General features: G+C 66.3%; 18 protein-coding genes. 11 read left to right on the top strand and 7 right to left on the bottom strand.

Annotation, left to right across the window (positions count from 1 at the left end; all coding sequences use genetic code 11):
• Positions 1 to 59 precede the first annotated feature (59 nt).
• Complete coding sequence (locus P5F91_RS04460; protein ID WP_277906632.1) at positions 60 to 1,868, bottom strand: class I SAM-dependent methyltransferase; 1,809 nt, start codon at positions 1,866 to 1,868, stop codon at positions 60 to 62.
• 239 nt (positions 1,869 to 2,107) lie between these two features.
• Here P5F91_RS04460 and P5F91_RS04455 point away from each other — a divergent pair, with 239 nt between their 5' ends.
• The 4 genes from P5F91_RS04455 to P5F91_RS04440 all read left to right on the top strand — a co-directional run bounded on the left by P5F91_RS04455 (position 2,108) and on the right by P5F91_RS04440 (position 8,806).
• Positions 2,108 to 3,346 (top strand): glycosyltransferase, encoded by a 1,239-nt coding sequence (locus tag P5F91_RS04455; RefSeq protein ID WP_277906631.1) that lies wholly within the window; start codon positions 2,108 to 2,110, stop codon positions 3,344 to 3,346.
• A gap of 217 nt (positions 3,347 to 3,563) precedes the next feature.
• On the top strand, positions 3,564 to 5,741 hold the full coding sequence (locus P5F91_RS04450) for a peptidase domain-containing ABC transporter (protein WP_246134498.1): 2,178 nt from the start codon (positions 3,564 to 3,566) through the stop codon (positions 5,739 to 5,741).
• A complete protein-coding gene (locus tag P5F91_RS04445) occupies positions 5,701 to 7,068 on the top strand; it encodes an HlyD family type I secretion periplasmic adaptor subunit (protein ID WP_246134497.1) in 1,368 nt (455 codons plus the stop codon). The genes P5F91_RS04450 and P5F91_RS04445 overlap by 41 nt, the downstream gene beginning before the upstream one ends.
• Before the next feature lie 133 nt (positions 7,069 to 7,201).
• Positions 7,202 to 8,806, top strand: a complete 1,605-nt coding sequence (locus P5F91_RS04440) for a tetratricopeptide repeat protein (RefSeq protein WP_277906630.1) — start codon at positions 7,202 to 7,204, stop codon at positions 8,804 to 8,806.
• 36 nt (positions 8,807 to 8,842) lie between these two features.
• Here the strand turns inward: P5F91_RS04440 and P5F91_RS04435 are convergent, their stop codons facing one another.
• Positions 8,843 to 9,913 carry a rhamnan synthesis F family protein gene (locus tag P5F91_RS04435; protein WP_277906629.1) on the bottom strand — a complete coding sequence of 357 codons (1,071 nt, stop codon included), beginning with the start codon at positions 9,911 to 9,913 and terminating at the stop codon, positions 8,843 to 8,845.
• Positions 9,914 to 10,047: 134 nt separating this feature from the next.
• Complete coding sequence (locus P5F91_RS04430) at positions 10,048 to 11,070, bottom strand: rhamnan synthesis F family protein (protein ID WP_277906628.1); 1,023 nt, start codon at positions 11,068 to 11,070, stop codon at positions 10,048 to 10,050.
• 283 nt (positions 11,071 to 11,353) lie between these two features.
• Between P5F91_RS04430 and P5F91_RS04425 the strand changes: the two genes are divergently transcribed.
• From P5F91_RS04425 to pcaC, 3 genes are read left to right on the top strand one after another with little or no spacing between them, the layout of a single operon-like run.
• Complete coding sequence (locus P5F91_RS04425; protein ID WP_277906627.1) at positions 11,354 to 12,706, top strand: 3-carboxy-cis,cis-muconate cycloisomerase; 1,353 nt, start codon at positions 11,354 to 11,356, stop codon at positions 12,704 to 12,706.
• A 12-nt stretch (positions 12,707 to 12,718) separates the two neighbouring features.
• Positions 12,719 to 13,498, top strand: coding sequence for a 3-oxoadipate enol-lactonase (gene pcaD, locus P5F91_RS04420; RefSeq protein WP_145612297.1), 780 nt, complete (start codon positions 12,719 to 12,721; stop codon positions 13,496 to 13,498).
• A gap of 11 nt (positions 13,499 to 13,509) precedes the next feature.
• Entirely contained in the window at positions 13,510 to 13,899 is a 390-nt protein-coding gene (pcaC, locus tag P5F91_RS04415; protein WP_145612296.1) for a 4-carboxymuconolactone decarboxylase, read from the top strand.
• Here pcaC and P5F91_RS04410 read toward each other — a convergent pair.
• A complete protein-coding gene (locus tag P5F91_RS04410; protein WP_277906626.1) occupies positions 13,896 to 14,828 on the bottom strand; it encodes a LysR family transcriptional regulator in 933 nt (310 codons plus the stop codon). The two genes, pcaC and P5F91_RS04410, sit on opposite strands and share 4 nt — an antisense overlap.
• 154 nt (positions 14,829 to 14,982) lie before the next feature.
• Here P5F91_RS04410 and pcaH point away from each other — a divergent pair, with 154 nt between their 5' ends.
• The 4 genes from pcaH (at position 14,983) to P5F91_RS04390 (ending at position 19,505) form a co-directional block, all read left to right on the top strand.
• The gene (gene pcaH / locus P5F91_RS04405) at positions 14,983 to 15,714 is read left to right on the top strand and encodes a protocatechuate 3,4-dioxygenase subunit beta (RefSeq protein ID WP_145612294.1); all 732 of its coding nucleotides are present in this window, start codon (positions 14,983 to 14,985) and stop codon (positions 15,712 to 15,714) included.
• 3 nt (positions 15,715 to 15,717) lie between these two features.
• The gene (gene pcaG, locus P5F91_RS04400) at positions 15,718 to 16,320 is read left to right on the top strand and encodes a protocatechuate 3,4-dioxygenase subunit alpha (protein ID WP_277906625.1); all 603 of its coding nucleotides are present in this window, start codon (positions 15,718 to 15,720) and stop codon (positions 16,318 to 16,320) included.
• A gap of 207 nt (positions 16,321 to 16,527) precedes the next feature.
• Positions 16,528 to 18,570: a Kelch repeat-containing protein gene (locus P5F91_RS04395; RefSeq protein ID WP_277906624.1), complete on the top strand. Its 2,043-nt coding sequence runs from the start codon at positions 16,528 to 16,530 to the stop codon at positions 18,568 to 18,570.
• An 11-nt stretch (positions 18,571 to 18,581) separates the two neighbouring features.
• A complete protein-coding gene (locus P5F91_RS04390; RefSeq protein WP_277906623.1) occupies positions 18,582 to 19,505 on the top strand; it encodes a hypothetical protein in 924 nt (307 codons plus the stop codon).
• A gap of 129 nt (positions 19,506 to 19,634) precedes the next feature.
• On the opposite strand, the gene P5F91_RS04385 is transcribed toward P5F91_RS04390, so the two are convergent.
• The 3 genes from P5F91_RS04385 to P5F91_RS04375 form a co-directional block, all read right to left on the bottom strand.
• Positions 19,635 to 20,039 carry a DP-EP family protein gene (locus tag P5F91_RS04385; protein WP_145612290.1) on the bottom strand — a complete coding sequence of 135 codons (405 nt, stop codon included), beginning with the start codon at positions 20,037 to 20,039 and terminating at the stop codon, positions 19,635 to 19,637.
• A gap of 10 nt (positions 20,040 to 20,049) precedes the next feature.
• Positions 20,050 to 23,373: an nSTAND1 domain-containing NTPase gene (locus tag P5F91_RS04380; protein WP_277906622.1), complete on the bottom strand. Its 3,324-nt coding sequence runs from the start codon at positions 23,371 to 23,373 to the stop codon at positions 20,050 to 20,052.
• Between the two features lie 143 nt (positions 23,374 to 23,516).
• Positions 23,517 to 24,281, bottom strand: a complete 765-nt coding sequence (locus tag P5F91_RS04375) for a pentapeptide repeat-containing protein (protein ID WP_277906621.1) — start codon at positions 24,279 to 24,281, stop codon at positions 23,517 to 23,519.
• Between the last annotated feature and the right edge of the window lie 145 nt (positions 24,282 to 24,426).

Raw genomic sequence — 24,426 nt, 5'->3', positions numbered from 1 at the left:
CTGGCCGGCCGGCGCTGGTTCATTGGCCGCCCTGCGGAGTTGTGGCCGCCCTTCTGACGTCAGGCGGCCAGCCGCTGCCGCAGCCGGCGGTACAGCCGGATGGGTAACGGATAGCGGGACTCCGCCATCAGGGCCAGGGCGGCAGCCACGGGCGCGTCCTCGTGCCAGGACGGGTCGCCCCAGCGCTCGTAGACGCGGGCGGCCAGGCGATGGGCCCGCAGCCGCACCAGGCGGATCAGGGCCACCTTGGCGCACAAGGTGACGGTGTCCGGCCAGTCGCGCAGCAGCGGGTCGCTCACCGCCTGGTCCAGCAGGGCCAGGACTTTGGCCGGTTTACGATTGCTGCCAATGGTGTCGATGGCCGCCTGCCGCGCGGCCTGGTAGGCGGCGGGGCGGGCCAGGTTGATCAGGCGGGTGACGCAATCGTCGCCCGGCAACACTTCGACCGGCTGGTCCAGGGTCTCCGCTTGCCGCATGCCCAGGGTGGCCAGGGTGGCCTTCAGGTCGCCGCGCAGGGCGTCCCGGTCCGTGGGGGTCAGCATGAAGCCGGTGGTGGAATCCGTCGCTTCCACCAGGGTCAGCAGGGGCCGGATGTCCGCGCCCTGCACTGCCAGGTTTTGCAGGGCCAGGCGCAGGGCGGCCGGGATGGCGGTGCCGGCCTCGCCATTATCCATGCTGAGGCGCTGCAGTACCCGGCGCAGCGTCACGCCCGCCAAGACGGCCGCGGCGGCGTAACAGGCCGACCGGGCGGCGTCATTGTCGGCGTTGTTGACCAGGATGGACTTGAAATGCAGCGAGGTCATCAGGTTGCCGGGCTCACGCCGGGTGAATTCCTCAAGGTCCACCGGATTGGGCGGCACCACCAGGCTTTCCGGATCATCCAGGTCGATGCCGAAGCGGGCGCGGACCTGCGCCACCATCTGCTTGAATACCTCCTGGGCCTCTTCGGGGAAGCCGAAGTTGACCAGTTCCTTGAATAGGCGATAGCGGAAGCCGTTCTCCAGCCGGTCATATTTGGGCAGGCGCTCGGGCGCCAGGCGCCGGCGCAGGTATTCCCTCAACAGGGCGCGGTCACAGCCGTCCTTCACGCCCGTAGGCAGCGGCACGCGTGAGGCGTGGACGCGCAGGATGCCGGCGACGGGCGTCACGCTGATGTGGGTGAAGCCCGCCGCGCGCAGCGCCGTTTCCATCGAGACCGCGGTGAACAGGGTCATGTGCGAGCCGGGGCTGATGATGGGCCACATCATGGAGGCCGGCGTTTCCGGCTTCAGCACCCCGCCGTCCGGCGTGGTCAGGACCAGGATGCCCGTGTCGTTCAGGCCCCGGCTGAGTGTTTTCAGCAGGGGGACCGGGTTCGGGACATGCTCCAGCAATTCAAAGGCGGCCACCACATCATAGGTGACGGGCAGGGGGGTATCTTCGGTGAAATAGTCCGGGACGATGTCCAGGCCCAGCCACTGGCGGCCCAGCTCCGACGCGCGGGATGGGTCGTAGCCCTTGGCTTTCCAACCCAGCGCCACCTCGACATAATCGCTGATGAAACCGATGTTGGCGCCGATGTCCAGCAGGCGGCCCTCACCCGGCTTCAGCCAGCCCATGGGCTCCAGCATTACGTCCAAGCCCGCGCCCATTTCCAGGTACAGGTCCGTGGCGGCGATGAAGACGCCGGTGTCGTGACTGTAGTCGCCCACCGTCCGGTCCGTGGAGAAGCGGACGGTGCATCGCCGGCAGGACAGCAACACCCAATCCGGATCGTGAGGCCCCCCCCAGGGAACGGTCAGGGTTGGCGCATGGGGGCCGGCGTCGCCACAGACCGGGCAGAGGGCCGCGATGGTCGGGGCGTCGGCGGAGGGCCAGCGGATGTCCATGCGAAATGCTTCCGTTCTGCAGTGCGTCCCCTCGCCTTATGGCGTGGCAGGGGCTGTCCGTCCGGTTGTGCCCGAGGGCCGGCGGATTTGTCCAGCGCCCGTCTGCGGCGGACAGGCGTGGACGTAATAGGCGTGGACCCAATCGCCGTGGACAAGCCCGGCGACCATCCACGAGAATACGCGACGGGCCGGCGCCCGGGGGCTGCCGGCGGTCCGGGATGATGGGGAAGCGCGCTGGCATGTTTCGGGTTTTGCTGTTGCATAAGGACTTTCCCGGCCAATTTCGCCCCCTGGCCTTGTCATTGCTGGCCGATCCGCGGGTCGAGGTACGCGGTCTGGGACAGCGGGAGGAGTGGCGGCTGCCGGGCCTGACCCCGCAGCTTTACAGGGACATGCCCGCCGTGGCTGCCGGCACCCACCCTTATCTGGTGAGTGCCGCCGACCATGTCATCCGCGGGCAGTGCGCGCTGCGGGATGCCGTGGGGATGGCGCAGCAAGGATATCGTCCCGATTTGATCATCGGCCATTGCGGTTTCGGCGATACGCTTTATCTGAAAGACTTGTGGCCGGACGTTCCACTTGTTGGTTACTTTGAGTTTTACTATCACAGTCGGGGAGCGGACGTGGGTTTCGACCCGCTTTTCCCCGTTACCCTGGACGATCTAGCCCGTGTGCGCACGCTGAACGTCGTCAACCTGCTGGGGCTGGAGGCTGCGGACTTGGGCGTCTGCCCGACCGAATGGCAGCGCTCGCTTCATCCGGCCGCCTTCCGCGACCGTCTGCAGGTCATGCATGAGGGGATAGACACCGACCTGGCCTGTCCCGGACCGGTGCCGGCTTTTGCCCTGCCCGACGGCACGGTCATCACCCAGGGGGACGAGGTGGTGACCTACGTGGCGCGGGACCTGGAACCTTACCGGGGCTTCCACGTCTTCATGCGCGCGCTGCCGGAAATCCTGAGGCGGCGGCCCCGGGCACGGGTGGTGGTGGCCGGGGGGGATGGCGTCAGCTATGGTCCGCCACCCGCGGGCGGGGGGACTTGGCGCGAGCACCTGATGGCGGAGGTGGGGCCGGCGCTGGAATCGAGCCGCGTGCATTTCCTGGGGCCGCTTGACCACGGTCGATTTTTGGACCTGATGCGCTTGTCCAGCGCGCACGTCTATCTCACCTATCCCTTCGTGTTGTCCTGGTCGATGCTGGAGGCCATGGCCTGTGGCGTCTTGCTGGTCGCCTCCGACACGCCGCCGGTCGCGGAGGTGGTGCGGGATGGGGTGAACGGGCTGCTGTTCCCGTTCTTCGACACGGGCATGCTGGTCAGCCGGGTGGTAGAGGCGCTGGATCGCGGGCCGGCCCTGGCACCCCTGCGGCAAAAGGCGAGGGAGACGGTGAGGGCGCGATTCGACGCCCGCACTCAGGCTGTACCCGCCTGGCGCCAAGCCCTGGCGCGGTTCGGATGTCCCGCGCCGGCAGGGACTTAATTCGTCGTTTCATTTAAATGACACATTAACCGGGCAGAAAATCCGGGGCAGGCATATGTAGAATTTGCCGTTTCTTTTATGAGTGCGCTAAGGTCGCGCGCAAAGGGGGACCGGCCCCTGCCCGAAAGGGGAACAGGCCGGCACATTGGGGTTCTGTACGGCGGATGACGTGAGCGCAGATTCATCGACCATGAACGGGGCCATCGTGGATCACACGATGCTCACCGCATTGCTGCTTGTGGCGCAGCACCACGGCGTCCATCTCTCGCGAGAGCAACTGGTCCGGACCTATGCCGAGGGGGAGGGCGAGGTTAAGCGCGCAGTCCTGGTGCATGCCGCCGATGAGAAGGGCTTCGAGGCCCGGGCCGTCCGCATGAACTGGCGGCAGCTGATGCGCCTGGGCCGGGCTGTCCCCGCCATCCTGTGCCTGAAGGACGGGACCGCCCTGGTGCTGACCGGCGTGTCGCCCAGCGTTTCCCCGCCCATCATCTATGTTCGCGAGCCAGGTCAGGCCAACCAGACCCGTCCTCTGGACGAAATCGCGCTGGATGAGATCTGGGCCGGCGACGTCGTCCTGCTGAAGCCGAAGAACACCGAGGCGGAGGAGCGGGGCCTGTTCGGGCTGGGTTGGCTGATGGGGGAGGTGCTGCGGGAACGCCGCATCTTCCGCGACGTGGGCTTGGCCGCGCTGATCATGAGCTTTTTCTCCCTGGTGCCGCCGCTGGTCTACATGGTCGTGGTCGACCGCGTCCTGGTGCACCAGCGCATGTCCACCCTGGTGGTCCTGGCCGTCGGCGTGGGGTTCGTGATCGTTTTCGACACCGCCTTCGGGTGGCTGCGCCGCTACCTGGTGGCGGAGGGCACCGCCCGCATCGACGGCCGCTTGACCGCTTTCGTCTATGACCGTCTGCTCGGCTTGCCCATCGAGGTATTCGAAGGCCTGTCCACGGGCCTCATCAATCACCGCCTGAACGAAATCTGGCGTGTGCGTAATTTCCTGACAGGCCAGCTGTTCGGCACCGCGCTGGACACGATGACCCTGATCGTCATCATTCCCGCCATGTTCTTCATGAACGCGATCCTCAGCTTGTGGGTGCTGGGCATTGCGTGTGTCATGTTCCTGGTCGTCCTGCTGTACATGCCGGTGATCGGCCGTTATCACGGCAAGGTGGTGGAGGCGGAGACCCGCAAGAACTCCTTCATGATCGAAAGCATCCATGGCATGCGGACGATCAAGTCGCTGGCGCTGGAAGGCAGCAAGCGGCGCGGGTGGGACATGCGGGGCGCCCAGGCGGTGAAGGCCCACCGCAACCTGGCGCTGATCGCCAACCAGCCCCAGACCATCCTGCAGCCGCTGGAGAAGCTGACCTATTCCGGCACGCTGCTGCTGGGCTGCTATATGGCGCTATCTTCTGACCAGTCGGCACTGGCCGGGTCGCTGGTGGCGTTCACCATGCTGGCCAGCCGCGCCACCCAGCCGCTGGTCCAGATCGCCGGCATGCTGCAGCAGCTTCAGGAGGTGCGCGGCGCCATCAGCCAAGTCGCTTCCATCGTCAACATCCCGCCGGAAGATCTGCGGTCGGATCATGGCCTGCGCCCGCGATTCCATGGGCACATCAGCTTCGAGGATGTCAGCTTCCGCTACCCCGGCGCCCAGAACAAGGCGCTGGACCGGGTCACCGTCGACATCCCGCGGGGCAGTGTGGTCGGCGTGATGGGGCGCAGCGGTTCGGGCAAGACCACCGTGACCCGCCTGCTGCAGGGCCTGCACCAGGACTACGACGGCCTGATCAAGATCGACGGTGTCGATCTGCGCCAGATGGACATCAGCCACCTGCGCTCCAACCTGGGCGTCGTGCTGCAGGACAACTTCCTGTTCAGCGGCAGCGTGCGTGAGAACATCGGCGCTGCCCGGGCCGACGCCTCGTTCGAAGAGATCATCGAGGCCGCCCGCATGGCCGGCGCCGAGGAGTTCATCGAGCGCCTGCCGCGCGGCTACGACACCTTCCTGGCCGAGGGGTCGACCAATATCTCCGGTGGCCAGCGCCAGCGCATCGCCATCGCCCGTGCCCTGCTGGTCGATCCGCCCATCCTGATCCTGGACGAGGCGACCAGCGCCCTGGACCCGGACAGCGAAGCCATCATCAACAGCAACCTGCAGCGCATCTCCGAAGGCCGGACGATGGTGGTCATTTCCCATCGCCTGACCTCGCTGGTGGATTGCGATATGATCGTGGTGATGGAGCGCGGACGGGTCTACGACGTCGGCACCCATGAAGAATTGCTCCAGCGGTGCGATATCTATCGTCACCTTTGGTTCCAGCAGAATCGCCATCAATCTTCCGGAGTTCCCAATGAGCGCGCGCTCTCTGGTCCCGACGCCCCGCGGGAGTGACGCCGTCGTCGCCCAGGCGATCAACGACTTCCAGTCGGAAATCGCTGCGGTCGTGGGGGCCCCGTATCCCAAGCCGGTGCGCAGCACGCTGTACACCCTGTCGGCCATGGTGGCCGTCGCCCTGATCCTGGTTTCCGTGGTGAAGCTGGATGAGGTGGTGACGGCCCCCGGCAAGGTGGTGTCGCGCACCCCCAGCATCGTGGTGCAGCCGCTAGACACCTCCGTCGTCCGGTCCATCATGGTGCGGCCGGGGCAGGAGGTGAAGAAGGGCGACCTGCTGGTGACGCTGGACCCGACCTTCGCGTCCGCCGACGCTTCGCAGCTGCGCGACCAGGTGGCGTCGCTGGCGGCCGAGGTCGCCCGCCTGGAGGCGGAGCAGGCCAAGGCGGTCTACGACCCCGGGGCGGAGCCGACGACGCAGGCGGCGTTGCAGCTGTCCGTCTGGCGGTCGCGCCAGGCGGAGTACAAGGCCAAGCTCGCGAACTACGACCAGAAGATCGAATCAGCCCAGTCCACCATGGTGCGCAGCCAGCGGGACATGGAGTACTTCAAATCCCGCGTGGCGGTGACCTCGGAGATCGAGGACATGCGCGCCAAGCTGGAAAAGAAGGAATACGGCAGCCGTTTGAACACCCTGCTGGCGCAGGACAGCCGCACCGAGATGATGCGCAACCTGGCCAGCGCCGAACAGCAGGCGCGCTCGGCGTCGCACGACCTGGAAGCCCTGCGGTCGGAGCGGGAGTCCTTCTTGCATCAGTGGCAGGCGGATCTGGCCCAGGATCTGTCCAGCAAGCGGACGGACCTGCAGAAGGCCAGGGACGACCTGTCCAAGGCGGAACGCCGCAACGATTTGGTCGAGATGCGCGCCATAGAGGACGGCTCCATCCTGTCCGTGGGTGACATTTCCGTAGGTTCCGTCGCCAAGACCGGCGATATGCTGGTGACCCTGGTGCCGGCCAATGCGCCCCTGGAGGCGGAGGTCGACCTGGACGGTGCCGACCAGGGCCACGTCAAGCTGGGCGACAAGGTCGAGATCAAGCTGGACGCCTATCGCTTCATCGAGCATGGCACGGCCAAGGGCATCCTGCGCAGCGTCAGCGACGACAGCTTCACCCGCCAGGATAACGGCCAGCCGACCACGCGGCGATTCTTCCGGGGGCGGATCGAGATCACTGAGGTCAAGCTTCACAATGTCGGCAAGGACGGCGTGCACCTGGTGCCGGGTATGCCGCTCAGCGCCGACATCATGGTAGGGCGCCGCACTATCCTGATGTACCTGATGGAGACAGTGCTGCGTCAGGCGTCCGAGGGGATGCGCGAGCCTTGATCGGCATCCGTTTGAACGGCATCTGGGGGATCACTACTGCGGCACGCGGCGGGTCATGGTCGGCTTTTCGACGCTGATAGACCGGGTGGCGACGTGGCGGATCGGCCGGTCATCCGCTGATTGGTCTCTAGCCATGGCCCGTCGCCTGGCCGCCCGCGGCGATGATGTCGCCGCGGCGCGGGCGTTGGCGGCTGCGGCCCGGGCGGGCTCAATCGAGGGGATGCGCGGGCTGGCGGATGCGCTGATGCAGGGACGCGGCGTCCTGCCGGACCCGGCGGCGGCGGTCCGTTGGATCACGGCTGCCGCGGGGGCGGGCGATGCCGATGCTCAGGCGCGCCTTGCCGCCCTCTACGCCAACGGCATTGGCCGCGCACCGGCGGATGGCGACACCGGCAGCACCTTCCATCTGCCAATGGACATCACGCAGGCGCGCCTGTGGTCGGAGAAGGCGGCAATCCAGGGCCATGTCGAGGCCCAGGTGCTGCTGGGCTGGCTGCTGTCACGGCGCAGCGGGCCGGAAGGCGACCCGGTGCAAGCCGCCGAGTGGTACCGCCGCGCCGCGGACGCCGGCAGCCACGCGGCCAAGGTGGGCCTAGCCATGATCCTCTCCAGCGGCGATCTGGGGGAGCCGGACGCGGCCGCCGCCGTACGCCTGTATGAAGAGGCGGCAGCCGTCGGCAATCCCACCGCGATCTATTATCTGGCCATGGCCTATATGTTGGGCGAGGGCACGCCCCAGGACTTGGACCGTGGCGTGGTCACCCTGAAGCAGGCGGCGGACCTGCAGGTGGCGGCGGCCCAGCGGTCGCTGGGCGTCATGTACATGCGCGGCCAGAACGTCGCCCAGGATGGCGCGGCGGCGGAGACTTGGCTGCGTCGCGCCGCCGTGAAGGGCGATGTCGAGGCCATGGCCCTGCTGGGGGACCTGCACGCCGGGCGGCTGGCCCGTGTTCCCAGCGATATCGAAGCGGCGCAGTGGTACCAGGCGGCGGCCGACCGCGACCATGCCGGGGCACAGATGGCGTTGGGGCTGGCCTACGCCGGCGGACGTGGCTTGCCCAAGGATGTGTTCGAAGCGGTGCGATGGTTCACCAAGGCGGCCGATAGCGGCTTCGTTCCGGCCCAGTTCCGTATGGGCATCTGTCACCTGGGGGGCGAGGGCGTTCCCCAGGACTATGCCAAGTCCGCCCAGTATTTCCGCATGGCGGCTGACGCCGGCCATGCCGACGCCCTCTACAACCTGGGTGTCCTGCACTATCACGGCTATGGCCTGGAAAAGGATGAGGCCCAGGCCATGATCCTGTACGGCCAGGCGGCGGAGAAGGGCAGCGCGTCGGCCCAGTTCCGGGTGGGGCGCGCCTATGCCACCGGGGCTGGCTTGCCGCAAGACGATGCCGCCGCCCTGGTCTGGACGCGCCGGGCGGCGGAACAGGGGCACGTGCCGGGGCAGGTCAATCTGGCGCGCATGCTCCTGGCCCAGGGGCATGGGGGCCAAGCGCATGGGGCGCAACGGGACGCCGCCGTGGCGGAGGCCAGGGCTTGGTTGGAAAGGGCCACGGCTGCCGGCAGCGGTGAAGCCATGAGCACCCTGGCCGAGCTGATCGCCGCCCATGACGGCGCGGCGGGCGTGGAAACGGCGCTGCAGTGGGCTCGCCGGGCGGCCAAGGCGGGCGACCCCCGCGCGCCGCAGGTGGTGGAGGCCCTGGAGGCCCGCGCCTTCCATGGTGAGGTCCGCTGACAGGGACGCACCTGCCCCCTCAATGCACCCGCCCTCTTAATGCACCCGGTTGCGCATCGACAGCTGCAGATGATGCAGGATGAGGCTGGTGTCGTATGAGGGCGAGGAGGCGCGGATGACCTCCTCCCAGCGCTGCACGCAGGGGATGCCAACGGGATTGCGCTGCAGCAGATCACGCTTGATGAACGGGCTGGCCTTGCGGGCCACCAGGTAATCCCAGAAATAGTGGGTCTGGTTCAGGGGCCGTCCCTGGTTGATGGCCTTTTGCAGCTGGCGCAGATAGGGCAGGATCTGCCCTTGGCTGTTGCCATGGTTGTCGACCACGGCGTCCTGCTGCTTGGACCGGTCCAGCGCCTCGTTCAGCGGCTTCGAAATTTCTGAAACCACGCTGCGGTAGGGCAACAGGGCGCGGCACTGGATGCCGGCACGCAGGAAGAAGCGCGTCATGCCGATTTCATAATCGCGGATGACCCAGCGCTTGCGCCGGTAATAACGAACCTTCTTCCAGAACTTCAGGAAGCTGGGATGCTTCAGCGCCGCGTGATGGAAAATCAGGAAATAGCTCTGTAGGTGGAAGTGGCGGTCCCAGCTGTCGGTCAATCCCCAGATACCCGCCTGGGCCGGGTCCGCCTGGCGGACCACCTCCGTCAGATCCTGCAGGGGGCCATAGATGCTGTCGTTGGTGATCAACAGCTGGTCCAGGGCCCCGGGGTCGGGGATGAGGGCGATGGCGTCCTTGAACGCGCCGAAGTCCCAGCCGACGTTGCGCCGTTTCAGCACCCAGGCGACATGCGGCAGCACCTTGCCGGTTTCCTTGGCCGACAATTTGGGGCAGTTGCTGGCGAAGATGACGGCATAGCCGGCCTCCGCCAGCTTGGCGACGAAATAGACGACATAGTCGTGAACGATGCCGCGTTGGTCATAATGGTTGAAGACGGCAACCTTGCGGGCCCCGTCCAGCGGCAAGTGGCCGGGAAGGCTGGCTTTGACCGTGGCCAGCCGGGGCAGGACGGGAGTCGCCAGGCAGCGCGCCAAATCCGCGCCATCGACCAACAGCATCGGCAGTCGGACACCCTTCTTGAGCATCTTAAGGAACGTGTCAGACATGAAACCGATAAATCCCCCGCCTTGAATACCCATTATAGGCGATACGCTGGCGTTCTGAAAGCAAAGCTGTCGACTATCACGCAGGCCCCAAACCCGGCAGGTCGGTGCATGAAAGAAACGTCGCTACTTCTACGTTACCGTGGTGAAAGGTGCTCGCGGATCAGGCCGGGATCATAGTTGGAAACCCTGGATACAACGTGTTCCCAATCACCAACATTGGGAATGTTGGCCGGATTCTTCTGCAGCAATTCGCGTTTGATGAAAGGAAAGCCCAGTCCCACCGTCAGCTCGTACCAGAAAAAATGGGTCTGGTTGATGGGAATGGAAGCCTTGATGCGGTTGGCGAGCATTTGCGCGTACGCGGCCGGCGATGTCCTGTCCGCTTTGGGCGGTGCGGTTCGCGGCGTATGGGAGCGCATGAATGTTTCGGTGACGGTGTTGTAGGGGAACAGCGCCTTGCAGCGCAGCCCGCCGTCCTGCAGCATCCGCGTCAACCCAATCTCATATTTCTCGATGATCCAATGCTTGCGGCGGAAGCAGCGGACGCCATCCCAGAACCGCCGGAACGCTTCGGAGCGCAACGCCCGCTGGTGGAACAGCAGGAAAAAGCTTTGCAGGTGATAATGGCGCTCCCAGCTGTCGGTGCTGCCCCAGATGTCGGCTTCGGCCGGTGTCGCGCGGGCGATCAGGGGTTCCAGGTCATAGAGGGGGCCGAAGACGCTGTCGTTGGTGATCAGCAGCATCTCGCGCTCTTCCAACGCCGGCACCAAGGAGATGGCCTCGCGATAGGCGGCAAAATCCCAGCCGATGTTCTGGCGGGAAAAGGCCAGCGCCACGTCCGGCAGCAGGGGCGCCACCGTCTGGTCGCTCAGGCAGGGCGTGTTGCTGGCGAAGACCACGGCGAAGCCCGCTTCCCGCAGCTTGCGGACATGATAGCGGACATAGGGGGCGATGGTATCGGTCCGCGCGAAGTGCATGAAGACGGCCACCCGGGCCGCGCCATCCAGCGGCACCTGGCCGGTCCAGCTTTTCTCGATGCGGCCCACCGCGGGGGGTGGGGGGAAAAGCAGCAACTCGGCGTAATCGGCCGTGCGTGTGATCAGCAGGCGGCTGCGATAAGCGACTTGGCGGGCGATACGGCGAAACAGGTCACGCACTCAAAGACATCCTAACCACACATCCGGCTCGCCTTTGTCGGGCTGGCGCGCGTCGGTCGCCAAAGGTCTGATCAACAAGGGAAGCGTCAGTTCCTTTATGCCCGAGACGGTGGGGCCAAACAACGTCGAGAACCCGGGGCTGGCCACGGCATCGCTATGATGTTCGTCTGTCGAACATTTGTTCGCAAATGCACAGCTGTTCCTGATGCGTGGCATGGCTCATTCCTGCCGATCCGATGCTATCGTGGCCACCGCCTTCAAGATTGGCGGGGAGGAATGAGAGATGCCTGGATTGATGGACCCGCTGTTCCGGGGCGGGGCGGTGGACGCGGTGTTCACCGATACCGCCACCGTGCAGGGCATGCTGGACTTTGAGGCGGCCTTGGCCCGGGCGGAGGCGGGGCTGGGCATCATTCCCCTGGGTGCCGATGCCGCCATCGCCGCCCACTGCCGGGCCGACCGTTTCGACCTGGATGGCCTGGCCCATGCCGCGTCCAAGGCCGGCAACACCGCCATTCCCCTGGTCAAGGCGCTGACAGCGCGTGTGGCGGCGGCTGATCCCGACGCCAGCCGGTTCGTTCATTGGGGCGCCACCAGCCAGGACATCATGGACACCGGCCTGGTGCTGCAAATCCGCCAGGCCCTGCCGCTGATGGACAAGGACTTGGACATCCTGGAGGGGCATTTGGCCCGTCTGGCGGCGACCCATGCCGAGACGCCCTTGGCCGCGCGCACCTGGATGCAGCAGGCCCTGCCCACCACCTTCGGCCTGAAGGCCGCGGGTTGGATGGCCGCCGTCGGTCGCGCCCGGCGGGCTTTGGCCACGGCCGGGCAGGACTGCCTGGTACTGCAGTTCGGTGGCGCCGCGGGCACCCTGGCCGCCCTGGGGGACCGGGGGCTGGATGTCGCGGCAGCCCTGGCGCTTGACCTGGATTTGACTTTGCCCGACTTGCCCTGGCACGGCCACCGCGACCGGCTGGCGGCGCTGGGCGCGGCGCTGGGCCTGGTGGCCGGCGCGCTGGGCAAGATGGCCCGCGACCTGTCGCTGCTGATGCAGACCGAGGTGGGCGAGGCGTTCGAACCGGCGGAGGCCGGCAAGGGCGGGTCATCCGCCATGCCACACAAGCGCAATCCCGTGGCCTGCGCCGTTGCGCTGTCCGCCGCCACCCGCGTACCGCCCCTGGTCGCCACCCTGTTCGCCGCCCTGCCGCAGGAGCAGGAGCGCGGCCTGGGCGGCTGGCATGCGGAGTGGGAAACCTTGCCGGAAATCTTCCGCCTGGTGGGCGGCAGCCTCCGCGTTATGGCCGACACCATGGCCGGGCTGGAAGTGGATGCTGCCCGTATGCGCGCCAACCTGGATGTCACCCGCGGCCTGCTGATGTCGGAATCGGTGGTCATGGCGTTGGGGCAGGCCCTGGGCCGGGGCCCGGCGCACAGCCTGGTGGAAAGGGCCAGCCGCCTGGCCGTGGCCGAGAAACGCAGCCTGGGCGACGTGCTGGCCGCCCTGCCGGAGGTCACGGCCCACCTGTCGCCGGCCCAGCTGGCGGCGGCGTTGGACCCCGCCGGCTATCTGGGCATGGCGCCGCAGTTCGTCCGCCGGGCCTTGGCCGCCCGCACCCTTTCCCGTGACGCATGAGGAAACCGCGCCATGCCCCTGATCACCTTGGATGATGGCTGCAATCTGAGCTACCGCATCGACGGTCCCGCCGATGCGCCGCCCCTGGTGTTGTCCAATTCGTTGGGCACCGCCATCGCGATGTGGGAACCGCAGATGGCGGCCCTGGCCCAACACTACCGCGTCATCCGTTATGACAGCCGGGGCCACGGCGCCAGCGACGCGCCGGCCGGACCCTATACGATGGAGCGGCTGGGCCAGGACGTGCTGGGCCTGCTGGATGAGCTGGACATTTATCGCGTCCGGTTCTGCGGCTTGTCCAAGGGCGGCATGGTGGGTCAGTGGCTGGGCATCAACGCCGGCCATCGGCTGGATCGTCTGGTGCTGGCCAACACCGCCGCCTACATGGGCCCGGCGGAAAGCTGGCAGGGTCGTATGGATCTGGTGGCCGCCCAGGGCATGGCGGCCGTCACCGAGGCGGTGATCCAGCGCTGGTTCACCCCCGGCTTCGTGGCCGCCCAGCCGGATGCCGTGGACCGGGTGCGCCGCCTGCTGCTGGCCACCAAGCCGCAGGGCTATGTCGGCTGCTGCGCCGCAATCCGCGACATGGATCAGCGGCCGCAACTGGCTGCCATCACCGTGCCCACCCTGGTCATCGGCGGTACCCAGGACCCCGCCACGCCGCCGGAAAAGGCGCAGGAACTGCACGCCGGCATCAAGGGCAGCACGCTGGTGATGCTGGAGGCCGCGCATCTGTCGAATGTCGAGCAGGCGCAGGCCTTTACCGCCGCCTTGATCGATTTCCTGGCCTGAGGAGCAGACCCATGGATGAGCAAGACCGTTTCGACCTGGGCCTCGCGACCCGCAAGTCCGTGCTGGGGGAGGCCCATGTCGACCGCGCGCTGGCCGGCCGCACCGAGTTCAACACCGAGTTTCAGGACCTCATCACCCGCTATGCCTGGGGGGAAATCTGGACGCGGCCTGCGATCGACCACCCCACCCGCCGCCTGCTGACCCTGGCGATGATGATCGCCCTGAACCGGGGGGAGGAGTTCAAGATGCACGTCCGCGCCGCTCTGCAGCACGGCGTGTCCAAGGACCTGATCAAGGAAGTGATCCTGCAGAGCGCCATCTATTGCGGCGTGCCGGCCGCCAACACCGCTTTCCACCAGGCGGCGGAGGTATTCGCGGCTCTCGAGGCCCCGGCAGCTTAGGCATCGTCCCCCATCTCCCGCGCCACCGCCTCCAGCTGCCCGCGCAGCCAGGCTTGGGCGGGGTCGTGCTGGCCGCGCAGGTGCCAGGCCATGTACATGCGCAGGGTGTCCGTGCCCGGCGGGGCGGCGGCCAGCAGGTCGGCGGGCAGGGGGGCGGCCTGGAACTCCCGCAGTTCCAGGCCGTGCAGTCGGCTGGGAACGCAGGCGACCAGGTCGGTGCCGCGCAGGAAGGGCGCCAGGCCGGAGAAGTTGGCGACCGTTACCACCACGTCGCGGTGGATGCCCAGCCCCTCCAGCGCCTTGTCGAAGTTCAGCGGGTCGGCCGAGGGGTGGACCACGGTGACGTGGCGCCCGGCCAGGAAGGCGGCGGCGCTGGTGGGGGCAACCCGCCGTGCGCCGTCGAAGACGCAGACGTAGCGGTCGTCGAACAGCCGCTTCTGGATGATGTCCAGCCCCTCCGGCGGGGCGGGGGAGATCAGCAGGTCGCAGCGCGCCTCCCTCAGCATCTCGCTGGTGGGCCGGCCGGACGGGATGACTTGCAGACGGAGGTCGGCCAGCTGCGCCGCCGCCCGGGTGTAGAAACGGGGCAGCAGCAGGTCGCGCTGGAAGTCGTTGGCCGCCACCGTCCAGGACAAGCGGGCCTGCGCCGGGTCAAAGCCATCGCCGGCCGTCAGGGCCTTCAGCCCGTCCATCAGCAGTCGCGCCTGGGGTACCAGGTGCTCCGCATGCTGGGTGGCGACGATGCGCCGTCCGGACTTCACGAACAAGGGGTCGCCCACCAGGCGGCGCAGCCGGTTCAGCGCGTGGCTGACGGCCGACTGCGCCATGTCCAGCCGCCGCGCGGCGGCCGAGACCGACCCCTCCTCATACACCGTCACGAACAGGCGCAGCAGGTGGCCGTCCACGCCCAGATGATCGAAGCTGCCCACGCTGGCCTCGGCTTATCCATGAATCGTATCGATGGATTATATGCCCATGCATGGGATTTTCAGGACTATCGATTGGTCTAGGGTGGGGGTGAAAGATGGGGGCGCCGCATCGTGCCCCCTCTCAAGAACCAATCCCGGGAGGACGGCACCTGAGATGAGTAGCGATACTGGAGAATTCACCCGGCGCGACCGTGCCTGGCATCCGCCGGCCTTCACGCCGCCGTACAAGACATCCGTGCTGCGCTCCCCCGGTAAGGCGCTGGTGTCCCTGCGCCAATCGATCGGTGAGCGCACCGGCCCCGTGTTCGGCCACGGCGACCTGGACCCTTTGGACAACGACCTGATCCGCAATTACATCACCACCGGCGGCGAAGCCATTGGTGAGCGCATCATCGTCCACGGCCGCGTGGTCGATGAGATGGGGCGCCCGGTGAAGGGCAGCCTGGTCGAGGTGTGGCAGGCCAACGCCGGCGGCCGCTACCGCCATGGCAATGACCGCTACCTGGCGCCGTTGGACCCCAATTTTGGCGGCTGCGGCCGCTGCGTCACCGACGACGACGGGCGCTATTTCTTCCGCACCATCAAGCCGGGGCCCTATCCCTGGATGAACCACAACAGCGATTGGCGCCCTTCGCACATCCATTTCTCGCTGTTCGGCAACGCCTTCGCCCAGCGCCTGGTGACCCAGATGTATTTCGAGGGCGACCCGCTGATCCCGCTGTGCCCCATCATCGGCACCATCCGTGACAAGGCGGCGGTGGACATGCTGGTGGCCAAACTGGACATGAACGAGATGGTGCCCTTCGACAGCCTGGTCTACCGCTTCGACATCGTGTTGCGCGGCCGCCGCTCCACCTTCTTTGAGAACCGGCCGGAAGGGAACTGAGCCATGCCTGTCCAGTACCTGAAGGAAACCCCCTCGCAGACCGGCGGCCCCTATGTCCACATCGGCTGCCTGCCGCATTTCGCCGGCCTGAACCTGCGCACCCAGGAAAAGCTGCACGTCCTGGCGGGCGGTGGCGTGCCGGGCGAGCGGATCCGCATCGAGGGCGTGGTGTGGGATGGCTCCGGCCACCCCTTGCGCGACGTGATGCTGGAGCTGTGGCAGGCCGACGGCACCGGCACCTACAACGCACCCGGCTTCCGGGGCTGGGGCCGCGTCGGCGCCGATCCGCAGACGGGCCTCTGGGGGTTCGAGACCATACGCCCGGGCGCCACGCCCTGGGTCGACGGCCGGCCGCAGGCGCCCCACTGCTCCCTGCTGCTGTTCGCGCGCGGCATCAACATCCACCTGCACACCCGCATCTATTTCGATGACCGTCCTGAGGCCAACGCCGCCGATCCGGCGCTGCTGTCCATCGAGCTGGTGAACCGCCGCCAGACCCTGATCGCCACGCGGCAGGCCGGGGGCCAGGGAGGATCGGACGTGCCCACCTTCCGCTTCGACGTCCATTTGCAGGGCGACAAGGAAACGGTGTTCTTCGACTGCTGACCGTTTTTCTTCGAGGTGCTGGAAAGGCCCGGTCCACCCGACCGGGCCTTTTTTGCATGATTTTCTGCCCTGAAAAATCATTAATAAAATCAATTTGTTATCACAGAGAAGAATTTCAGAAGGACTGGCGCGCGAACAGCCGACTTAACCTCCATCGGTCAGCTTTCCTTGGGAAGCGGCAGGAACTGCAGCGGAGGGGAATTGGGCATGAACGCGACGATGCCGGCCATCATGACGCCCGAGGCGACCCTGGGGCGCCGCATATTGGCGGGTCCCGGTGTCCATGCCCGGTTGCCGGCGCGCAAGCCGGCCGCGACCAGGCTGGGCCGGATCGCCCAGACGTTGGCGGAGCGGACCACGGCCGCGACCTTAAGCCTGGCGGCGACCAGCAGCTATCTTTTCGCGCTGACGCAGGCGTCGATGCCGGCCATTCTGTTCGGGGACGCCTATCCCGTACCGCAATCCCCCTTTCCGCAATCCGGGGTGCCGTCACCACAAGCGTCGTATGATGCCTTCCGGGATCAGTTCGCGACGTTTCAGGCGCAGGCCGGGACCTGGATCACGCCCCGGCGGGGCGCCGAACTGCCCAGCGTCTTTTCCCAATTGGCGTCGTTGCCACGTCTGCTGGCGGACATGACCCGCGTTCTGGACGACGCCCTGGCGGGGCGGTCCGGCCAAGGTGCCGGCCGGTTGCCGTGCGCCCATCCCCTGAAAGCCTGCGAAAGGGCCGTCCGGCGGCGGAGCGAAGCGGTCTCCGCCCTGCTCGGCATGGTCACCCAGCAGGGGCAATGGCTGGCGACCACCGCTACGGCCCTGGCGGACGCCGCCCAAGCCGGTGTGCTTGGGCAACTGTTGGCGGCCCACGGTGGCGAGGCCAAGGCCATGACCATGGCCGTCCACCATGCCCAGGCCTGCATCGCGGCCGAGACCAGCCGCATCATTGACGCCGGCCTGGGCGGCGCCTCCTCCGTGGCCGTGGGGGTGGTAGGGTTGACGATGTGCTGGAATCCCTTGGGCTGGTCGATGATCCCCGGTGGGGTTGTCGGTACGCACAACGGCGCCATCGACCTGCCCTTCCTCCAAGGCCAGCTTGGCAAGCTTGAGGCGCTGATCGAGGTCAAGCTCGACCGGTGGCGGCAGGAGCAGGCCGCGGCGATGCTCCTGGCCGGAATGCGGGTCCAGCTGATGGGCGTGGCGCCCATGGTGCAGGCCGCGCAGGAGGAATTGGCGGCGCTGGCCTGGCTGCTGGGGCGCTTGCCGTCCGAGGTGTCGACCGCGCTGGACGACGATGATCTCTCGGCAGCGCGGGGGGAGTGGGGCGCCGCCATGGCCGATGCGGGCCTGTCCGATGCGCTGTCCCTGTACCTGTGGCCCTCGCCCACGCATCTCAGCGCGCCGTCCACCGTCGCCGTGGCAGGGGACGACGTTTTCCGCATCGCCGCCTCGGGGCGGATGTACCATCATTCGCCGTCGGCGCCCGGCTGGACCGATATGCAGGTCACGGCCCTGAGTTGTGTCAGCGACGGTTATGATCTGGTGGCGATCGACGGCGCGCCGGTCGCCTCCGTTCAATCCGACGCCGGGGCTCCCTCCAGCTATCATGTGAAGCTGTATGATCGCTTCACCCAGGTCTGGACCACCATCTCCGCCTTCCCCGCGTCGTGCGTCGCCGTAGGGCAGGGGACGATCTACGCGGTGAATCAGGCCGCGGGGGACGGGCGGGTGCACCGCTACAACGGCATGGGCAAAAGTTGGACAGCCCTGCCCATGCTGCCGGGACCGGATGTCGCCGCCCAGATCGCCGTCGCGGGCGGCGTCGTCTTCGCCCTCACCAACAACAGCCAGACGCTCTACCGCTACAATCCCGCCCGACAGAATTGGGGGCGGGTGGGGCGCGCCGCCTATCTGTCGATCCGGGCCAATGGCAACAAGCTGGGCATGGTGGATGCCGACAACCGTGCCTACCTTTACGACGCGCTGGCTGGTGGCACCCCCCGGCAGGTGGGGGCCTGCGTTAACGCCATCGCCCAGCTGTCGACCGGTGAGCAGTTGGGCATCGCCTCCGGGGCGGGGGCCCTCTGGCATATTGATACGAGGGTGCAGCCGCCGTGCCGAACCTATGTGACCTCGGAAGCGACGGCCGTCTTCGCCAGTGACACGGACGTGGCCTACCACTGTGACGGCAAGGGGGACCTTCACCGCATGACGCCAGACGGTGGTATGGTTCGGCTGCCGTCCCTGCCTTTATGAGCGGTGCCCTCATGAGCGGCATGGCGCTTCCCATCCTGGACCTGTGCAACCGGCTGATCGCGCTCGCCCGCTGCCTCAGTGCTCTCAGAAACGGCCGGCTGCCGGGGGTCGTCGCCCGGCAGGCGCCGGGCTTGGCGACCGAATATCGGTTTTGGCAGAACACCTTGTGGAAAGGGTTTCACCAGGGCCTGGTCGGCCACGGCATCATCGCCCTGGCGCTGAACTGCCGGCAGTTGGTCCGGGAAGGGCGGAGCGACCAGGGAAGTTACCGGGCCCTCATCACCCGGCCGGGGGCCGCAGGGCCAACCATCTGCGCCCTCTGCGATGGGGTGGTCAACCAATTGGCGTTCGGGGCCAGTTATATCGGCCCTTTGCAGCGCATCGCCAGCCAATCAGGTCCGGCGGCGGAGGCGGATCTCGCGCACTTCCGGGCCATGGTGACCATGGTGGATGGTCAGTTGGACGCGGTCTCGGAGGGCCTGACGGAAGGCCTGCTGGCCCAGGGCGGGCCCATTGCGGTCGCCATCACCAACATCGGCTTGGCTGGGGCCGAGGGGAGCGAAGAGGCGGGCCTATTGTTGCGCGGTGCCGCCCAGGTCGGACTAGCCACCGCCAAGCCTGCGCCCATTCCGGTGGACACCCTGGCGACGATGGGCTTGGCGCTGGAGTGGTGGGCTGGCGCTGGGCCGGCGCTACGTCAGGCCGCCCAGTTGGCGCTGTTGATTGACAGGCTGGTCGAAACCACCGCCCCGCGGTCGTCCGCTATGGACGCCTTGGCGGTGGTACGGAACGACTGTCGACAGGTGCGTGCCGTGATCGATGCCGGCACATCGGCCGAATGGGCCACCGTTGGTCTTAAGCGCCTGGCAGACTGGGCTGATGCCATGGCCGGCATCGAGTTCGCCGAACCGGTATTGCGCTGGGTTCCAGACTGATTCCGTGCTGACGCGATAGTCCCCCCCGTCGGTCCCGGTTTATTCGCTGTCCAATGTTGCCGCATCGGAAAAGCTCGCGTTCATGCGATCCCTGCCCGCGGTGACACCGGAGGCAGGGATCGCATTATTTCATTCCGCAGGCGGACGGCTTGGCGGATTGTTGTCGACCTCCGGATCGGGGCTGAGAATGGCCGTCCCGGTATCGTCGTTCAGCCGGGCGACCAGGATGAAGCCAAACGGCTGGCGACCAGTGGCACCCCAGACATTCGCGTCATCGATCGTGATCACTGAATCACCATAAGTGATCTGGGTCACCTGAGCGGTCACGCAATGGGCCGGGGACAAATTGGCGAAGACGAGATTGTAGGTGTCTTGCAGGCCATCGGCCAACTGATAGACGATCTGGGTCGGATTCTGATCCGAAAGCGTGATATTGCCGCTCGACGGATCGACGCCGGGGCCATCATACGTCCAGGTGTAACCGGCCTCATCGGGCGTAATCGTGACAGTGATCGGAATGACAGTCGTGGCCATCGCGGTTTCCTCATTTTTTAAACTGAGAGAGAAAATATAAGTAACTGGGATCGCGGTATCCAATTTTTTCGAGCTTGGAGATGTTATCTAAAACAGAAGCCCCATTGTCGATGCATAAATTAACGCGAATCCAAGTGTCTATATTATAATAGCTCTTTTGATTGTTCTCAATAAGATAACGAGAAAGGGGCAAGGATTCTTCGCATGACTTTTTCCCCAAGTCGTTTTCGTTTCTGGCGATATGGGCCATTGCTTTTTGCAGCAAACCGCGTGCCATTTGTTGGCGGTAATTCAGGTCCTGTTGCCGGTCCTCAGGCATGATGCGTAGTTTGCCCAAGGCGGATTCCACGGCGTGGACCGACTCATCTATCCGGTTCAAGCGAAGTAAAGTTCCCGCGACATGAAGTTGGTTGTCGGTTTCGGCCAACTGCCATTCCGCCGTCCCTGAACTCCGGGCGAATTGCGCCAATACGCCGGCGTTCGCGCGGAGAATGACCAAAGCCTCGTCAAACTTCTGACGGCCATTCAGAATCTCGGCCGCGAACACGCGGAGCTTGATTTGCGTCTGTTGCCAAAGTTGATTGCTGGCGTCGCGGGCCGTCAGGTCTTGGATAAGGGACTGCGCCTGGCCAAGCTCTTCGGCGGCCGCATCCAGATCACCCAGCGCGTACAGCAGGCGCGCCCGGCGATACAGCGACGTCACCAGGCGGAAGGTCCATAGCAGTTCCGACGGTGCCGTGGCCCGCAGGGACTGGAACTGCTCTTTCTCCTGGCCGAAGAAAGAGAGCGCCTCCCGCAACTCCCCCTCCGTCTCATTGGCCGATCCCAACCATGACAGGGTGTTGGCGATGCCGCTGCGCAGATTGCGGTCTTCGGGGCGGCGCTCCAGGGCGCGGCGTTTCAGGGCGAGGGACGATTCGAACAGCGTCCGGGCCGCCTGGGTGTCGCCCCGCGCTTGGGCCGTCGATCCCAAATTGGTGCGGGCGTACGACAGTTCGATCCACGCGTCGACATCGTCGGGAGCCAGCGCCACCATGCGTTGGCTATAGCGTTCATAGTCCAGGAAGAAGGTCTCGGCCTGCGCCACGTCACGCTGGTCCAGACTGATCTGGCCCATCCAGAAGGCATCGGCGCCCAGGTCCTTCAGCAGCTCCTGGCTTTCCAGGCCCTCTGCCAAATTTGTATCAAGTAAGCTTTTCGCCCTGGCCAAGGCCACCTGCGCGCTTTTCGGGTCGCCGCGCGATCGCGCCACCTCGGCCAAGGTTTGCAAGGCACGCGCCTGCTGGTTTCGGTCTTCTGCGGTGAGTGATGACAAGTTTTCTTGACTGAAATAACTCAGGGCTTTTTCCCCGATGTCCGACAGCAGATCCAGTCGGCCCAAAGGGCGTAGTTTGTCGGCGAAGTTGCCGACCATGAAGTTCATCAGGTCCACGGCCTGGCGCTTGCGTTGGTCTGCCGCCTTTTCCGCCTGATGGGCCATCAGGCCCAGCGTGCCCGCGATGACGGCGATGACGGCGAAGCTGGCCATGGCCACCAGGCGCCGTCGTTCGGCCTGCCGTGCCCGCGCCGCCGAGGCGTCGATGTAGGCGCGCACCCCGGCATCCAGGGGTATGGGGGCGAAGTCGGCCAATTCCCGCGCCTCTTCCAGTTGCTGGCCCCGGGGCAGCAACAGATCGACGCGGCGCCCCTCCGCCGTCCAGCGCTTCGCCGCCTCCTCCATTCGGCTGCGGGCTTTGAGGAAGCGACGGTGGTCAGCGATCCAGGCGGCGGCCCGAGGCCATTGCCGCAGCATGGCCTCATGGGCGACACCGAACACCGGTTCACCGTCATAGACTTGTGAGACGAACAGCCGTTGCCGCACGAAGGTGTCGACCAGGGTCCGTTCCTCAGGTGTGGCCAGGGCGCTCCAGGGGATGCGCCGGCTACGCGCCGCCTCGTCGCTGGCGCCCACGGTGACGACCAGCGACAGGACGCGGCTTAGGGCGGCCCGGCTGGTGGCGGGAAGCCCCTCCAGCGTGGCGTCGGCCCGCCTGCCGATGGCACCACCCAGGCCACCCAGGGCGCGATAGCCGGCGATCGTCAGTTCGCGGCTGGTACTGCGTTGCAGGTAGAGTTCGTGCAGCGTGTATTGCAGCAGGGGCAGGGCATCCGGCTGGTCCGCCGCCGCGTCGCACAGCATGTCGTCCAACCGCTCACCGGTTTCCGGATCGGTACCGAAACGAAGACCGGCGACGATGGCGGGCAACCTGATCATGTGGATAATCTCGGCCCGCGTGGGCGGTCCCAGGTCGAAATGTCCCCCTCGGGCTTTGGCGGCCATCAGCAACGGTTCGCCGGCGACGTCAGGGTAGAAATCGTTGCGGCAAGCGGCGATGACCAGGATATGTCCGCTGCGCGCCAAATGACCCAGCGCGGTAAAAAACTGCAACCGCTGCGCCTCGCCAACGGTGGCGTCATGGAACACCGCTTCCAGGCGGTCGATGAACAGGATGGCCCGGCCGTCCCGAGGGGGGCCGATCGCTTCGTCCAGGAACAGGGGGCGGTCAACCCCGGTCAGGGCCGTTCCGATGGCGTCGGCGCTCAGCCCCTGCAGCAGGGGGCGTCCGTCAACTTCCAGGTCCAGCAGAGCGCCGCCGACGGCCAGAGGCAGGGGAATGTCCTGGACATCGCCCAGATCCAGGACGCTGGTACCGAGCAAGGGGAAAAGCCGGTCCCGCGACCTTAGGGACGGAATCAGGCCCGCCTGCACCAGCGATGTCTTGCCGCTGCCGCTGGGCCCCAGGATCAGTACCAGGTCGTGCCCGCCGGCGACCTGGGCGGCCACGGTCGCGCGCAATTGGGCGGTCGCCGTGTCCCGGCCAAAGAACACGGCCGCGTGCCTCTCATCGAAGGCGTCCAGGCCGACGAAGGGCGAGGTGTCGATCCACATGTCCAGGACGGCTGTCTTGCCATCCGCTGCGACGGGGGTGACCGTGGCCACGGTGCGGTAACCGCGTTTGCGGATGTTTTCGATGTACCTGGGGTCACCGGCGGTATCGCCCAGCAGCTTGCGCAACTGCGTGATCGCCTTATGAACCTGGTTCTCCCCTACCGCCAGACCATCCCAGCACAGGTGCAACAGGTCTTCCGCGCTTAGGATCTGGCCCGAGCGCTCACACAGGGCCAGCAGGACGTCCATGGCCCGCGGCTCGACCTTCAAGGTCTGCAGGGCGGACTCATGACTCCCCCGGTCTTGCCTCAATGTGCAGGTCTGCGCATCGACTAGCCACTCACCGAAGTGAAAGCTCTTCGTTTGCAATTCTTCCCCCCGCTTCTTCCCCTGCTGGGCCCACACCCCATTCCCCGTGTGGGCATCTACCCCTGGCGTGCTTTTAGCACATCCCCAAAAGGGTTAATGCGTTAAATAGAGGAAGTATTTGGGAACTACTCGTACTGGCCGGCCAGCGGCGGATGGCGTCGCCGAGGGGGAAAGGCAGATCAGGCACCGTCTCCGCACACCTCGATGCCGGCGGCGGCGAGCAGCAGGTGCTGCTGGTCGCCCGCGATCTTCAAGCCGCTGTATCCCGCCAACTGACGGATATCCAGGCCGCTGACCTCCGCCCCACGCAGGTCGGCGCCATCCAGCTTGGCGTCGGTGACGATGGCCTGGAACAGGTCGCTGTCGCGCAGATCCGCGTCCGTCAGGTCGGTGGCGTGCAGGTCGGTTTCCCGCAGGCGGCAGCGGGTGATCACGGCGTCGCGCAGCGATAGCCGTGACAGGTCGGCCAGTTCGAAGGTGCAGTCGCGGAAGGTGGCGCGATGCAAGGTCTGCGTACGACTGAGCGCGTGGTGGAAGTCCACCAGGTGAAAGCGCGCGCCGAGGAAGGTGCAGCCCTCCGCCTCCACCTCGAACAGGGTGCAGCGGTCCAGCGTGGCGAATGACAGGTCGCAGCGGCTGAGGCGGGCGGCCCGCAGGTCGCTAAAGGCCAGGGTGCAGCCGGCGGTCTTGTCCTCCGGGTCGATGAAGCGGCACTCCTCCAGCACCGCGTCGCGCAGCTTGGCGTGCGACAGGCGGCAGCGGATGAACTGGCAATCGTGGAAGCGGGCGTCGCTGAAGTCGACGGCGGTGAAGCGCACGTCCTCGAACACGCAGTTCTCGAACTGGCAGCCGGCAGCGTCCAGGTCGCGCCAGTCCATGGCGGTGAGGCGGGCGTCGCGGACCATGCCGGTGGCCAGCAGGTCTTCCAGGGTGTCGATGTCCATCCGGCCAGCCTCGTCAACCACGGGGAGGGCTTTACGATAACGTGGGCGGGGCTGTCGTCATCGTGCCTTCTGCGCAAGGTGCGGCGGCTCGTTCCGCACTACCGCGGTCAGGGCGCATTGGGTCAGCACCAAGGCCAGCAACAGG

Source organism: Nitrospirillum amazonense, assembly GCF_029594735.1.
Lineage (GTDB): Bacteria > Pseudomonadota > Alphaproteobacteria > Azospirillales > Azospirillaceae > Nitrospirillum > Nitrospirillum amazonense.
This window is presented reverse-complemented; position numbering and strand designations above follow the sequence as displayed.

Bases quoted from the DNA above. Each gene is read 5' to 3' on its own strand.
- P5F91_RS04460 (WP_277906632.1), bottom strand. From the start codon at position 1,868: ATGGACATCCGCTGGCCCTCCGCCGACGCCCCGACCATCGCGGCCCTC.
- P5F91_RS04455 (WP_277906631.1), top strand. From the start codon at position 2,108: ATGTTTCGGGTTTTGCTGTTGCATAAGGACTTTCCCGGCCAATTTCGC.
- P5F91_RS04450 (WP_246134498.1), top strand. From the start codon at position 3,564: ATGCTCACCGCATTGCTGCTTGTGGCGCAGCACCACGGCGTCCATCTC.
- P5F91_RS04445 (WP_246134497.1), top strand. From the start codon at position 5,701: ATGAGCGCGCGCTCTCTGGTCCCGACGCCCCGCGGGAGTGACGCCGTC.
- P5F91_RS04440 (WP_277906630.1), top strand. From the start codon at position 7,202: ATGGCCCGTCGCCTGGCCGCCCGCGGCGATGATGTCGCCGCGGCGCGG.
- P5F91_RS04435 (WP_277906629.1), bottom strand. From the start codon at position 9,913: ATGTCTGACACGTTCCTTAAGATGCTCAAGAAGGGTGTCCGACTGCCG.
- P5F91_RS04425 (WP_277906627.1), top strand. From the start codon at position 11,354: ATGCCTGGATTGATGGACCCGCTGTTCCGGGGCGGGGCGGTGGACGCG.
- pcaD (WP_145612297.1), top strand. From the start codon at position 12,719: ATGCCCCTGATCACCTTGGATGATGGCTGCAATCTGAGCTACCGCATC.
- pcaC (WP_145612296.1), top strand. From the start codon at position 13,510: ATGGATGAGCAAGACCGTTTCGACCTGGGCCTCGCGACCCGCAAGTCC.
- pcaH (WP_145612294.1), top strand. From the start codon at position 14,983: ATGAGTAGCGATACTGGAGAATTCACCCGGCGCGACCGTGCCTGGCAT.
- pcaG (WP_277906625.1), top strand. From the start codon at position 15,718: ATGCCTGTCCAGTACCTGAAGGAAACCCCCTCGCAGACCGGCGGCCCC.
- P5F91_RS04395 (WP_277906624.1), top strand. From the start codon at position 16,528: ATGAACGCGACGATGCCGGCCATCATGACGCCCGAGGCGACCCTGGGG.
- P5F91_RS04390 (WP_277906623.1), top strand. From the start codon at position 18,582: ATGAGCGGCATGGCGCTTCCCATCCTGGACCTGTGCAACCGGCTGATC.
- P5F91_RS04385 (WP_145612290.1), bottom strand. From the start codon at position 20,039: ATGGCCACGACTGTCATTCCGATCACTGTCACGATTACGCCCGATGAG.
- P5F91_RS04375 (WP_277906621.1), bottom strand. From the start codon at position 24,281: ATGGACATCGACACCCTGGAAGACCTGCTGGCCACCGGCATGGTCCGC.